15 protein-coding genes and 1 other annotated feature are annotated in these 13,587 nt (G+C 41.4%); all 15 genes read right to left on the bottom strand.

The genetic code is table 11. The features are described from left to right. Nucleotides 1–111: 111 nt before the first annotated feature. The 15 genes from WD019_RS01330 to sigE all read right to left on the bottom strand — a co-directional run bounded on the left by WD019_RS01330 (nucleotide 112) and on the right by sigE (nucleotide 13,576). Nucleotides 112–1,428 (bottom strand): solute carrier family 23 protein, encoded by a 1,317-nt coding sequence (locus WD019_RS01330; RefSeq protein ID WP_026675939.1) that lies wholly within the window; start codon nucleotides 1,426–1,428, stop codon nucleotides 112–114. 302 nt (nucleotides 1,429–1,730) lie between these two features. Further along, complete coding sequence (gene pyrR, locus WD019_RS01325) at nucleotides 1,731–2,267, bottom strand: bifunctional pyr operon transcriptional regulator/uracil phosphoribosyltransferase PyrR (protein ID WP_026675941.1); 537 nt, start codon at nucleotides 2,265–2,267, stop codon at nucleotides 1,731–1,733. 187 nt (nucleotides 2,268–2,454) lie between these two features. Continuing rightward, nucleotides 2,455–3,366, bottom strand: a complete 912-nt coding sequence (locus WD019_RS01320) for an RluA family pseudouridine synthase (RefSeq protein ID WP_026675942.1) — start codon at nucleotides 3,364–3,366, stop codon at nucleotides 2,455–2,457. After that, a complete protein-coding gene (gene lspA, locus WD019_RS01315) occupies nucleotides 3,359–3,829 on the bottom strand; it encodes a signal peptidase II (protein ID WP_026675943.1) in 471 nt (156 codons plus the stop codon). The genes WD019_RS01320 and lspA overlap by 8 nt, the downstream gene beginning before the upstream one ends. A 125-nt stretch (nucleotides 3,830–3,954) precedes the next feature. Continuing rightward, nucleotides 3,955–4,632, bottom strand: coding sequence for a TraR/DksA C4-type zinc finger protein (locus WD019_RS01310; RefSeq protein WP_026675944.1), 678 nt, complete (start codon nucleotides 4,630–4,632; stop codon nucleotides 3,955–3,957). 95 nt (nucleotides 4,633–4,727) lie between these two features. Then, nucleotides 4,728–7,490: an isoleucine--tRNA ligase gene (gene ileS, locus WD019_RS01305; protein ID WP_425710419.1), complete on the bottom strand. Its 2,763-nt coding sequence runs from the start codon at nucleotides 7,488–7,490 to the stop codon at nucleotides 4,728–4,730. A gap of 57 nt (nucleotides 7,491–7,547) precedes the next feature. Next, nucleotides 7,548–7,795 (bottom strand) — a binding site (T-box leader). A 63-nt stretch (nucleotides 7,796–7,858) separates the two neighbouring features. Beyond that, nucleotides 7,859–8,356, bottom strand: coding sequence for a DivIVA domain-containing protein (locus tag WD019_RS01300; RefSeq protein WP_026675946.1), 498 nt, complete (start codon nucleotides 8,354–8,356; stop codon nucleotides 7,859–7,861). Nucleotides 8,357–8,435: 79 nt separating this feature from the next. Continuing rightward, a complete protein-coding gene (locus WD019_RS01295) occupies nucleotides 8,436–9,209 on the bottom strand; it encodes an RNA-binding protein (RefSeq protein ID WP_425710418.1) in 774 nt (257 codons plus the stop codon). 10 nt (nucleotides 9,210–9,219) lie between these two features. Then, on the bottom strand, nucleotides 9,220–9,477 hold the full coding sequence (locus WD019_RS01290; RefSeq protein ID WP_035349854.1) for a YggT family protein: 258 nt from the start codon (nucleotides 9,475–9,477) through the stop codon (nucleotides 9,220–9,222). Between the two features lie 42 nt (nucleotides 9,478–9,519). Continuing rightward, the gene (locus WD019_RS01285; protein WP_026675949.1) at nucleotides 9,520–9,954 is read right to left on the bottom strand and encodes a cell division protein SepF; all 435 of its coding nucleotides are present in this window, start codon (nucleotides 9,952–9,954) and stop codon (nucleotides 9,520–9,522) included. Nucleotides 9,955–9,966: 12 nt separating this feature from the next. Beyond that, nucleotides 9,967–10,644 carry a YggS family pyridoxal phosphate-dependent enzyme gene (locus WD019_RS01280; protein ID WP_425710417.1) on the bottom strand — a complete coding sequence of 226 codons (678 nt, stop codon included), beginning with the start codon at nucleotides 10,642–10,644 and terminating at the stop codon, nucleotides 9,967–9,969. A gap of 18 nt (nucleotides 10,645–10,662) precedes the next feature. Beyond that, nucleotides 10,663–11,478, bottom strand: coding sequence for a peptidoglycan editing factor PgeF (pgeF, locus tag WD019_RS01275; protein ID WP_425710416.1), 816 nt, complete (start codon nucleotides 11,476–11,478; stop codon nucleotides 10,663–10,665). A gap of 90 nt (nucleotides 11,479–11,568) precedes the next feature. Continuing rightward, nucleotides 11,569–11,856, bottom strand: a complete 288-nt coding sequence (locus WD019_RS01270; protein WP_026675952.1) for a YlmC/YmxH family sporulation protein — start codon at nucleotides 11,854–11,856, stop codon at nucleotides 11,569–11,571. A gap of 121 nt (nucleotides 11,857–11,977) precedes the next feature. Further along, nucleotides 11,978–12,760, bottom strand: coding sequence for an RNA polymerase sporulation sigma factor SigG (gene sigG, locus WD019_RS01265; RefSeq protein WP_026675953.1), 783 nt, complete (start codon nucleotides 12,758–12,760; stop codon nucleotides 11,978–11,980). Nucleotides 12,761–12,856: 96 nt separating this feature from the next. Further along, on the bottom strand, nucleotides 12,857–13,576 hold the full coding sequence (gene sigE, locus WD019_RS01260) for an RNA polymerase sporulation sigma factor SigE (protein ID WP_026675954.1): 720 nt from the start codon (nucleotides 13,574–13,576) through the stop codon (nucleotides 12,857–12,859). Nucleotides 13,577–13,587 lie beyond the last annotated feature (11 nt).

The raw sequence follows: 13,587 nt of genomic DNA, 5'->3' as shown, positions 1-13,587 counted from the left end.
TTAAAAAAACCACCCTAAAGGATTTTAGGGTGGTTTAAAGAAAGAGACGCTATGGTTGCTTCCCTTTTTTATTCACCCTTCTAAGTCTCTCGTACTTAGTTAAAAGGCTGTTTATGCAGCTGTTTCATCATTTCCATCTTTTGGTCCAAACATGTTTTGCCCGGCTTCATCTTTTTCCCGTCCCGGCAGAACAAGATTTAGTAAAACTCCGATGATGGCGGCGAGCGCCATTCCTCTCAGTTCAAATGCGCCAATCTTAAACGCCGCTCCCCCGATTCCCGTTACGAGAATGACAGAAGCAATGACAAGATTTCGCTTGTTTCCAAAATCTACTTTATTATCAATCAGCATCCGTACACCGGCAGAGGCGATAATCCCGAAAAGAAGAATGGATACGCCGCCCATAACGTTTTGTGGGATCGAGCTAATTAATGCCGTTAATTTTCCGATAAAGCCAAACATGATTGCAAATACAGCGGCACCGCTTATGACAAAGACAGAGTAAATTCTTGTAATGGCAAGCACCCCGATGTTTTCTCCATATGTCGTTACCGGAGGGCCTCCGATGATCGATCCTATAATAATCCCGATCCCGTCACCAAGCAATGAACGATGCAAGCCCGGCTCTACAAGGAAGTTCCGGTTGACAATTTTCGAAAGTACCATCTGATGTCCGATATGTTCCGCGATTGGCACAATCGCAATCGGCATCATCATTAGCGCAATCGTCCAGGTAAAATGCGGCGTGTAATTGACAAATGGAATGAAGAAATCAGGTACGGCAATCCATGATGCATTTTGTACGGCCGAAAAATCGACAAGTCCGATGAAATACGCATATGAGAAACCAGCAATGATTCCGATTAAAATTGGAATTAAGCTGAAAATCCCTCTTAAATAAATCATGCATATAATCGTTACACCAAGCGTCACTAATGCGACCGAAAAGTGTGCCAGACTATAGGCTTTTGTTGCAGGGTCGTTCATCGCCATTGAGACCGCATTAGCCGCAAGTCCTAAACCGATAACCATAATGACCGGACCCACAACGACCGGGGGCATGATTTTCATTAACCAGTTTAACCCGAACGATTTTATAATAAGGGCCACAATTCCATAGACTAGCCCGGCAAGGAAACAGCCGACCATCGCCATCTCCTGGCCGCCAAGAGTCTTCGCCAAAAGAATCGGCGTGATAAAAGCAAAGGACGAACCAAGATAAGCCGGAATTTTCCCTCTTGTAATGATCTGATAAGCGAGAGTAGATAAACCGCTTGAAACAAGGGCAACCCCCGGATTCATATGGGTTAAATAAGGGACAAGTACAGTAGACCCGAACATAGCAAACAAATGTTGGATGCTTAAGATGATCCAACGGTTCCACTTCGGCACTTCATGTACATCAAGGATCATATTTTCATTTTTCATCATTTTCCACCTCGCTAATATTAAAGAAAAAGCCTCTTTTGCAGGAGGCAAAAGAGGCGTTAAGATGTATACGGGTAGTATGTGCGTCACCCGCATGCTCATATTCGCCCTTTGATAGCCTCTCTGGACTATATTTAAAAGGGTTTAGCGGTAGTTCAAAAAGTCCGGGAAACATTGCCTGCGAATTTCTGCGTCAGCTTGCTCCTTCGCTCCTCACGTATTAAGATACGCTCCGGTGCTCGGAGACTACGCTTCCTTGAACTTCTTGGCTCTGTTTGTCATCCTTTTTGAACACTCATTTACTATTCATTTATCGAAACTTCATCTTTTCCGTCTACTTCCGAAAGCGAACAGGCAATGACTTCCGTTTGCGATGTTGGAACGTTTTTTCCGACATAATCGGCCCGGATTGGCAGTTCCCGGTGTCCTCTGTCTACTAAAACGGCAAGTTGCACAAGGGACGGTCTTCCTAGATCCATGATCGCATCCATCGCGGCTCTTACTGTACGTCCTGTATAAAGGACATCATCGACTAAGATGACTTTTTTGTCCGTTAAGTCAATGGGGAAATCCGTTCCTTTTAATTCCGGTTCTTGATTTTGTGTTTTCACTTTCAAATCATCCCGATAGAGCGAAATATCAATAACCCCAACGGATACGGGTTTGCCTTCAATGGTTTCAATCCGCTCAGCAAGTCGGCGGGCCAGAAATTCTCCTCTCGTTTTAATCCCGGCAAGAACAACGTGATCAATACCTTTATTACGTTCAATAATTTCATGAGCAATCCGGGTCAGTGCCCGGCGTATCGCCTGATCGTCTAAAATAACTGTTTTCTTCACCGTAATCACCTGCCTGAAGGTTTATACTCGAATAGCCTTAAAAGAAAAGTCCCCTCGCCGTACGACGAGAGGACATGGGTTGACTTACTCCACCTAAAAACCGTTTCCTTCTCAGTCTCACGGGACTTGAGTTAAAGGACTATTCATTTCACTATTGATTATTACAAAAGTACGTCTGATTGTCAACTTATTTTTGCCGCAACTGGTCAATGAGCCGCTGCATATCATCGGGAATAGGCACTTCAAATTCCATATATTCACCGGTCCGAGGATGGTCAAAGCCGAGAAGACCGGCGTGAAGCGCCTGTCCATCGATTGGCAATGTCTTTTTCGGGCCGTATTTCGGATCGCCCGCAAGCGGAAAACCGATATACTTTAAATGAACGCGTATTTGATGTGTTCTTCCCGTCTCCAGTTTGCACTCAATGAATGTATAATCGGAAAAACGCTCTAAAACATTAAAATGGGTCACCGCTTCTTTGCTGTTTTCTTCGGTTACCGTCATTTTTTGCCGATCGCTTTTATCCCTGCCAATCGGCGCATCAATCGTTCCATAATCATGTGGAATGACGCCATGGACAATCGCTTTATATTTTCTTGTCGTTGTTTTCGCTTTTAATTGATTAACTAGCGATTCGTGCGCCATATCATTTTTTGCGACCATTAATAACCCTGTTGTGTCTTTATCAATTCGGTGAACGATTCCCGGCCGAAGCACCCCGTTGATTCCTGATAAATCTTTGCAATGGGCCATCAACCCGTTCACAAGCGTTCCTGTATAATTGCCGGGAGCGGGATGGACGACCATTCCGCGCGGTTTATTGACAACAAGGACGTCAAGGTCTTCATATACAATATCAAGGTCCATCTCTTCCGGAATAACATCAAGCGGTTTCGCCTCCGGGATCGTGATTGATATGACATCCCCCTCGCTACATTTATAATTCGTCTTTACTTCTTTTTGGTTAACCGTAACAACGCCTTCTTTAATCCAGGCCTGAACTTGGGAACGTGACCATTCCTCGTTCAATGATGATATGAGCTTATCTATTCGCTCGCCTGTCTGGTCTTTTTCTATTCTGATCTCTATTTCATCCATGAAGGCTCTCCTTTTTCCGTTTACTTTCTAAATACGTGTGAATAAAAATGAAAATAACGCCAATCGTCAGCGCTGAATCCGCTATATTGAAAACAGGAAAATAGTAATGAACAATAATTACACCTATAAAATCGACAACTTCCCCGCGGAAAATTCGGTCGACAAAGTTTCCAATGGCTCCGCCTAAAACGAGTCCAAGCGCAATTTTTAACAGCAGCTGATTTTTTGGCACTTTTCCCATGTAGTACATGACGGCGATGATAACGATAATCGTAATAATGATAAAAAACCACATTTGATTTTGTAAAATGCTGAATGCAGCTCCCCGATTTCGTTGTGATGTAATATAAAAAAGATGACGTATAACGGGTATTGTTTCACCGTATTCTAAATGTTTGACAATCCACCACTTTGAGAGCTGATCAAGCCCGAGCACAAGCGCCGCTAACAAATAATAATACAATATACTTCTTCCCCCGACTCTGATAAATTTGAAAACACATTAAAGTGCCCTTTCTATGTACTTAAAAAATTTTAGCATAGGACGAAAAGATACACAATGAATTGTAAAGAAGATGAATATGAGAATTACTCCTCATATTCATCTTCTCTATCTTCAGCATTCATATATTGATCATATTGGATATTTCTTTGAAATGACACGCTGTCGTCACCTCTGTAACCGTATATATCCGTTGAAGCGATCGCCTCGACCTGTTCGACATAGCCCATTCCGTCCTGGCTATCAATATTAGAAGAATCATCAAACGTCATGCTGTTATCGTTATAAGAAGCAACAATATCATACGCATTTTGTTCGTTGTATTCCGCTTCATCACTGCCCGTATAATATTCTTCTTCCATATCATGAATTACCTTTTCCTCAATGGGGCGATCATACCATTCGGCTTCATCATTCGGTGAAGCTTCTACCACCGTTCTTGCCGTAGGAATCGCTTCTAATCGCTCCATAGGAATAGGTTTGCCGGTCACTTCGCAAATTCCGTATGTCCCATTATCGATCCGTTGAATAGCGTCTTTTATATCCTCTAATTGTTCGCGCAAATGCTCACGCAGGCTCAAGTCTTTTTCTCTTTCATACAATTCCGTGCCTGAATCAGCCGGGTGGTTATCATATTGTGATAGCTCGCTCGTTGATTGATTTAAGCTTAATCCATGCCCAAATTCATCGTTATCTTTAAGCCTTTCTTCAATCCTCTTTTTTTCTTCCAACAATTGTTGCTTGATCTTGTCATATTTACCCATGTACGATCTTCCTTCCGCCATCAATAGTCTGTTTTAGTTTGACCACATATGCGGAAATTATGAACCCCCTGCAAATACATGCAGGGGGCTAGTTTTTACTGATAATGTTTGGTTACGATATCAGCACATGAAACACAAAGTGTAGGATGATTCGGATCCTCACCGACCGTATTCGAAACCACCCAGCAGCGCTCACAAGTCTCACCGCTTGCCGGTTTTACCTCGATGGCAAGATGGTTAAATGATTTCGCAGCCTCAGGTGCTTTATTTTTCTCAGGGCCAATTTCCACTTGTGAGACGATAAACAATTTCTTTAAATCTTCCACATTTTCTAGCCATGTTTTAAGTTCCGGAGTCGGATATAACGTAATTGAAGCCGTCAATGATTTTCCAATCACTTTTTCATTTCTAGCTTCTTCAAGCGCTTTAAGTACTTCATCACGTGCTTCCATAAATAAATCCCACTCTTTTTCAAGCTTTTCTGTGTTTGGAAGCTCTTTTACCTTCGGCATATCGGTTAACTGTACGCTTTCCTCTTTTACCCCCGGGATGTAGCTCCATACTTCGTCAGCAGTATGTGCGAGGATCGGGGCAACTAATTTAGTAAGCGAAATTAACGTTTCATAAAGAACAGTCTGGATGCTCCGGCGTTTAGGATCATTTTCGGCATTAATGTATAACGTATCTTTTGCAATATCAAGGTAAAAGGCGCTTAAATCAATCGTACAGAAATTGTGGATCGCATTATAAACCGTTAAGAATTGATAATCGTTGTATCCGTTAAGCACTTTTTCTACCAGTTTATTCAATTTTACAACCATATATTTGTCAAGATCGCTTAATTGTTCAAAAGGCACTGCATCTTTTTCAGGATTGAAATCATTTAAATTTCCAAGCAAGAAGCGAATGGTATTACGAATCTTCCGGTATACTTCAGCGACTTGCTTTAAAATATCATCCGAAACACGGACATCTGCCTGATAATCGACGGAGGATACCCAGAGGCGGATAATATCGGCTCCTAATTGTTTCATTACTTTAATCGGATCAATCACATTACCAATCGATTTGCTCATTTTCCGCCCTTCACCGTCTAATGCAAAGCCATGGCTGATGATCGTTTTATACGGCGCTTTTCCGGTAATCGCAACTGAAGTGGATAGGGATGAGTTAAACCAGCCGCGATATTGGTCAGAACCTTCCAAATAAACATCGGCCGGACGCTTGAGGTCATCACGCTCTTCCAATACGCTCCAGTGAGAAGATCCTGAATCAAACCAGACATCCATAATATCCGTTTCTTTTGTGAATTTGCCATTTGGGCTGTGCGGCGATGTAAAGCCTTCCGGCAGAAGGTCTTTCGCCTCGCGCTCAAACCAGATGTTTGAACCATGTTCGCGGAAAAGTTTCGCAACATGGCCGATCGTTTCTTCCGTCAAAATCGGCTCGCCATCTTCGCCGTAAAATACCGGGATCGGGACTCCCCATGCACGCTGACGGGAAATACACCAATCTTCGCGGTCTTTAATCATATTATAAAGCCTTGTTTCACCCCATCCTGGATGCCAATTTACTTCTTTAATGGCGGCGAGAATTTGCTCGCGAATGCCTTTAATCGAAGCGAACCATTGGGCAGTCGCCCGGAAAATTACTGGCTTTTTCGTCCGCCAATCATGCGGGTAGGAGTGGGTGATAAAGCTCAGTTTAAGCAGTGCACCCTGTTCTTTCAGCTTTTCAGTGATCGGCTTATTTGCTTCATCATAAAATAGCCCTTCAAATCCCGGTGCTTCTTTTGTCATATACCCGCGGTCATCGACAGGGCAAAGCACATCGAGATTGTACCGCCTTCCGACAAGGAAGTCGTCTTCCCCGTGTCCTGGCGCTGTATGGACACACCCTGTACCGGCATCTGTCGTGACGTGTTCCCCGAGCATAACAAGGGAATCGCGATCATAAAACGGATGTTTTGCTACGACATATTCCAGTTCCTGACCTTTTACAGTCTGGATCACTTTCGCCTCTTCCCACTCAAGCTCTGCTCGAAGCGTCTCAAGCAAAGCTTCGGCAACTAAATATTTCTGTTCATTTACTTCAACAATCACATAGTCAAGGTCAGGATGAACTGAAATACCAAGGTTTGCTGGAATCGTCCAAGGGGTCGTTGTCCAGATGACGATGTTAACGTCAGTACTTAATACGCCTTTTCCGTCTTTCACCGGGAAAGCAACATAAATGGATGGGGACTTCTTGTCATAATACTCAATTTCCGCTTCAGCAAGCGCCGATTCTGAAGATGGCGACCAGTATACGGGCTTTTGCCCTTTATAAATCAATCCGCGTCTTGCCATTTCCCCAAACACTTCAATTTGGCGGGATTCATAGTCTTTCGTTAATGTAATATAAGGATTCTCCCAATCTCCGCGAACGCCGAGACGTTTAAACTGCTCGCGCTGACGATCGACCTGGCTGAGCGCATATTCGGCGCATAAGCGACGAAATTCCGCGATAGACAACTCTTTTCGTTTCACTTTCCCGCTTTTTGTAAGAGCTGTTTCAATCGGAAGACCATGAGTATCCCAACCGGGTACATATGGGGCATTGAATCCCGTCATCGATTTAAAACGAACAATGATATCTTTTAAAATTTTATTTTCCGCATGTCCAATATGAATATCGCCATTCGCATAAGGAGGTCCATCATGAAGGACGAACATCGGACGTCCCTTCGTATGCTCCTGAACCTTTTTATAAATGTCCATTTCTTCCCATTTGCTTTGGATTTCTGGTTCCCTCTGTGGCAAGTTGCCGCGCATTGGAAACTCTGTTTTTGGCATCAATAACGTATCTTTGTAATTCATAAAATCCTCCTAAAAACGATTAAATTATTTATAAAAAACAAAAAACCTTCTCGCCACTCAAGGGACGAGAAGGTTACCCGCGGTACCACCCTAATGAGCTTTCTATGTAAGAAAACCCGCTTGAATTCGTATCGTGAATGAACGTCTACACTTACTAAGGATTTGGCTTAATTCGAAAGCCTTTTCTACTGTTCGGCATAGAAACTCCGGGGTGATCTTCTGCACTCCGTCCTGCCGGGCTCACACCATCTCCGGCTCGCTAAAAAAAACAATTGAATGCATACTCTCCCCATCATAGTCATCACTATATAATTTTAATAAGATGTTTTAACAAAGTATATTCTATAAAAACGGAAATCGTCAAGAATTTATTTAATCTCCAATTTCAATTCATCAGATTCTTCCATTTGCTCAAGTGCGTCCCAATCCTCGTTTTTTACCATTTCCAGCTGCGCTTCAATCAACATTCTGAATCGCGCGCGATAAACGGACGATTGCTTTTTCAATTCTTCAATCTCCATTTGAATCTTTCTTGATTTCGCAAGTGCATCATTAATGATTCGGTCGGCGTTCTTTTCCGCTTCTTTAATAATAAGCCTTGCTTCTTTGTTGGCGTTGCGTTTTACTTCCTCCCCGGTTTCCTGGGCAACAAGGATCGATTTATTTAACGTTTCTTCAATATTTTTGAAGTAAGCAAGCTGTTCTTCAAGTTTCTCTACTTTTTCTTCAAGGTCTTTCTTTTCACGAATGACACTTTCAAAATCTTTAATCACTTGATCTAAAAAATCATTCACTTCATCTTCATTATATCCACGAAATCCTCTTGTAAACTCTTTATTATGAATATCCAACGGTGTTAAAGGCATAGTATGCCACCTCCACTAAAGCTTGGTGTTAATACGTTATTTCGACAATATTATCGGCAATCCTTCTATTAGTCTTAAATTATTTTAATATCCCATATTTAATCCGCCATTTTTCTTTCTTTGTTTTCCCTTCAATCGCAATCAATTTCGATCGGCCGAATCCGCGCAAAGATAAATAATCGCCTTCTTCCACTTGAAAGGAAGGCTCATCAATAATTTTCCAATTGACTTTTACTTTACCCTGTTGAATGAAGGGAACAACCCTGGAGCGCGATAAATTGTAAATTTCCGCAAGGACTCCATCGAGCCTTAAAGATGAGACCGTCCCCTCATTTTCTTCAAAGGTTTCTACTTTTTGTATTAATTCACTCTCATCAATATCGAAAAGCTTTACAGTTGCCTTTCCGATTTTTTGCAAATTCATTTTGACATAATCAAAAATTTCACGGGCGACAATCAATTGAATCTTTTCATCTTCAAGTAAAATATCACCGAATTTTTCTCGTTTTACTCCGATGTTCAAAATAGCTCCAAGGACGTCGCGATGGTTGATTGTAACGAACCTGGCGGGATAATGAACTTCGATAGCGGCCACCTCGTAATCGCTTTGTTCTGGTTCATAGTACGAGGGATAAATTAACGCCCGTTTTCGCTCACAATAAGAAGAGCCTCCCCAAAATGAGAGGCGCACATCCGCATCTTTGCCGATTATCTGTGTAACGATTTGCTGCTGTCTTGGATCAAGAAAATCGGTTAATTTCATTGCATACCGATTCATGGCGTATTCTTTCCATTCTAGAACTTGATCGACGAACGCATATTCATCCGGACGGAAATGTTGATATATGCTCATAAGCTACCCCTTATCCAAAATGAGTGTAATACATTTCCACTAATGCTCTTACTCCGGTCGATGCCAGATTTAACACCAAAAAGGCTGCAATTGGCGAAATATCGATCATCCCGCCAATCGGAGGTATGATTCTCCGGAAAGGAGATAAAAAAGGTTCAACAATCCTCGCTAAAAATTGACCGATCGAGCTATTCTGGGCGTTCGGAAACCACGATAACAGTATGTAAGCAATCATGATATAGGAATAGATTTCCATTAACCGTATCATCCAACTCCCGATCTCTGCTACTAACAAAACACATCACCCTTGTTATTTTTCGTCATCAATTATTTCTGAAATGGAACCAGAAACATCCACATTTTCAGGCGTACATAAAAACGTATTAGGCCCAAGCTTTTGAATGTCGCCTCCGATGGCATACACTGTACCGCTTAAAAAATCGACAATCCGTTTCGCCTGGTCATGTGGCATTCGTTGTAAATTGATAACGACCGAACGACGATTTTTTAATTGGTCAGCGATATCTTGAGCCTCGGAATATAGCCGTGGTTCAACAAGAACAACTTTTGATTGCTGGTGAACGCTTTGCAGGCTGACGACATTTTGTTTTCCTTTTTTTAAAGGGACAGCTGGCCGCACTTCTTCCTCTTCTTCTACCATATTGCCCTCATCATAGCTTTCTTCATACTCGTATTCTTCTTCGTCAAGATCAAAAAAGCGCTTGAATTTCCCTTTTAAGCCCATTCTTTACACCTCCTAAAATTCTTTTCCGACTAAACTTGTCCCAATTCGAACAAAGGTTGCCCCTTCTTCAACAGCGATCGTATAATCGTTAGACATTCCCATTGACAATTCCGTACAAGGAGCATATTCGTAATTCTTTTGTTGAATCATTTTTTGAAGCTGTTTCAATTGGTTAAAAACAGACCTTAGTACATCTTCATTTTCCGTAAATGGCGCCATCGTCATCAAGCCGACAATCCGTATGTTTGGATAGTCCTTCATACGATCGATAAATGCCCCCACCTCGTGGGTAGGAAGTCCATGTTTTGATTCTTCTCCTGAAACATTGACTTGAACAAAACATTGGATGATGCGATCGGCACGCTTATTAATTTCTTTTGCGAGCGAAAGCCGGTCAAGTGAATGAATATAATCGACATAAGGGAGAACTTCCTTCACTTTTCTTGATTGCAAAGTCCCAATGAAATGCCATTTTACGTCGCCTTCTATCGCCTTATATTTTTCCATCAGTCCTTCAGGGCGGTTTTCCCCAATATGGCGAATTCCTGCAGATACCGCCTTCTGTGCAGTTTCGACACTCACATACTTCGTTACCGCAATGATTTTAACGTCGTCTGTCGTTCTGTTTTTTTTTCGGCATGCTCGCTCGATATTTGAATTGATTTCCGTTAAATTTTCTTGAATATTCAATCTGTATGACTTCTCCTTTCAAAACAAACCGACATAACTCATTATCCGGCCCGTCCGCCCGGATTCCGCCCGATGCGAAAAAAACACATCATTATTGCAGCTTGTACAATAAGACGTAACCGCAATGTTCTCAGCTAAAACGCCTTCATGGATTAATAAAAGCCTGTTTGTTTCTTGCAAGCTTAACTTGTATGTATTTTCATCTGTTTGTTTGTATGGCTTTGGCAAAACTCCGCCAAGTGCCTCATCCACCTTTCGAATGACCAGAGAATCAACTTCGTAACAGCATTGTCCGATAGATGGTCCAATAGCAACATGAATTTCTTTTGCTTCAACATGCTCTTTGGTAACCCATGTCCTGATCATTTTAGGGCCAATTAAATCGACCGTCCCCCTCCAACCGGCATGTGCCAGACCAATAAGCTTAAGCCGAGGAGCAAAAAAATATAGAGGGACACAATCTGCATATAATGAGGTGAGCAATACTCCATGCTCGGAAGTATAAATTCCGTCCGTTCCACGAATGGCGCTATCCAGATCGCGTGCCCCGAGTCCCGCATGCTCTTTTGTTACTTTTGCAATCTTCGACTTATGCACCTGCTCCGTTCCAATCCACTGATCAAGAGGGAAGTTTAACATTCGACTTACTTTTTCCCGGTTAAGAAGGACATGTTGCTTATTGTCCTCTACATGAAATCCCATATTTAAGGATGAGAAAGGCTTTTTGCTAAATCCTGATTGTCTTGTTGTAATACCCGCAATGATACTCGGATCAATTGTTTTCCAAAGATCCAATTCATAAACGAGACCATTTTTTCGGAATGGCTCTGACATAGTGACACTCCATTCGTTAAAAAACCCGAAATAAGATTATTATTACGGATATTTTAACATATTTTGCTGAAGGAAACGTAGAAAATTCAATTATTTTTTCACTTGATCAAACGGTTCTTTTATATATTCATTCATATCTTTTGTATCCATATGCCTTACTAAGATCACGTCCGTTCCTATTTTAACAATGTTTTTCCACGGAATAACGATATCGCTCTCCCGCGAAAAAAATCCGAGCATTTTTCCAGCGCCAGGAATAATCAGTGCCTCAATTTTACCGGTATTTAGATTAATTTCTAAGTCGGCAATATGGCCAAGTTTTTTCCCATTTGCTACATTAACAACATCCTTCACTTGAAAGTCCGATATTTTAATCATTTTATCCCCGCCCTTCTATAACTACTATATGAGCCGAACAGGCTAAAATTACTTCGCAATTTTCTGGGAATCAGCTTTTGCCGATTCCTCATAAAAAAAACCCGCATTAGCGGGTTTTAGGTTAACTGCTTTGGATATTTTTATTCATTTGTGAAATGGCTGCTTTTTCAAGCCGTGAAACTTGCGCTTGAGAAATTCCGATTTCATCTGCGACTTCCATTTGTGTTTTGCCTTGAAAGAAACGCATTGTCAAAATCAACTTCTCTCGCTCATTTAATCTTCGCATCGCTTCTTTTAATGCAATTTCTTCAATCCATTGAAAATCTTTTGCTTTCTCATCGCTTATTTGATCCATTACATAAATTGGATCTCCCCCGTCATTGTAGATCGGTTCGAATAAAGACACCGGGTCTTGAATCGCATCGAGGGCGAAAACAACTTCTTCTTTTGGAACATCTAATACTTCAGCAATTTGTTGGGCGGTCGGTTCTCGTGACAGCTTGTTCATTAATTGATCACGCACTTGCAGCGCCTTATAGGCAATATCCCTCAATGATCTTGAGACGCGAATCGGGTTATTGTCCCTTAGATAACGCCTGATTTCACCAATAATCATTGGAACAGCATAAGTTGAAAACTTAACGTTTTGTCCAAGGTCAAAATTATCTATGGATTTCATAAGACCGATACAACCAACCTGGAACAAATCATCCACAAACTCCCCGCGATTATTAAACCGTTGAATGACACTCAAGACGAGCCGTAAATTTCCATTGATTAATGTATCGCGTGCAGTAGGATCCCCGTTTTGCATTTTCTTGAATAGTTCGCGCATTTCAGGGTTTTTTAAAACCGGAAGCTTAGATGTGTCTACTCCGCAGATCTCTACTTTATTTCGGGTCAACGTATTTCCCTCCTACCAGGAGTTTTTTGTCAAAATTAAGTATCTCCTTAGGCAGGATTTTTATGCACGACCCAAAATGACTTTATTGTAATTTTTTTACACCATTTTGTTGAACTCTTTTTGCAATCGCTTTATGATTCGTTTTTCTAAACGAGAAATATACGATTGAGAAATGCCTAACATATCCGCGACATCTTTTTGTGTCTTTTCTTCTCCGCCGGATAAACCGAAGCGAAGTTCCATAATTTGTTTTTCTCTGTCATTTAATGTGAATAATGCTTTTAATAAAAGTTTTCTGTCTACATTTGCTTCGAGGCGTTTAGTAATGATGTCATCTTCGGTGCCGAGAACATCGGACAAGAGGAGTTCATTCCCATCCCAATCCACATTTAGCGGCTCATCAAAGGAAACCTCTGAACGTGTTTTATTATTTCTCCTTAAATACATTAAAATTTCATTTTCAATACATCGCGAAGCGTATGTCGCAAGCTTAATTTTCTTTTCCGGATTAAACGTATTCACTGCTTTAATCAAGCCAATTGTGCCAATGCTAATTAAATCTTCAATATTGATTCCCGTATTTTCAAACTTGCGGGCAATATAAACGACAAGTCGCAAGTTACGTTCAATCAATAGCGATTTTGCGGCCTTATCCCCTGTTGGAAGTTTTTCTAAGAGAAGCGCCTCTTCTTCTTTTGTTAAAGGGGGTGGAAGGGCCTCATTTCCTCCAATATAATAAATTTCATCACTTTTAATTCGGAGCTTTATCAGTAATTTATACCAGAACAATGTAAGTTTTATGCGCAATTTAGCCATAGAGACTCCCC

The sequence above is a fragment of the Fictibacillus sp. Mic-4 genome, from assembly GCF_049843615.1.
GTDB classification, from domain to species: Bacteria; Bacillota; Bacilli; order Bacillales; family Fictibacillaceae; genus Fictibacillus_A; species Fictibacillus_A gelatini.
The sequence above is the reverse complement of the archived record's forward strand: the minus strand, read 5'-3'. Positions and strand labels throughout refer to the sequence as shown.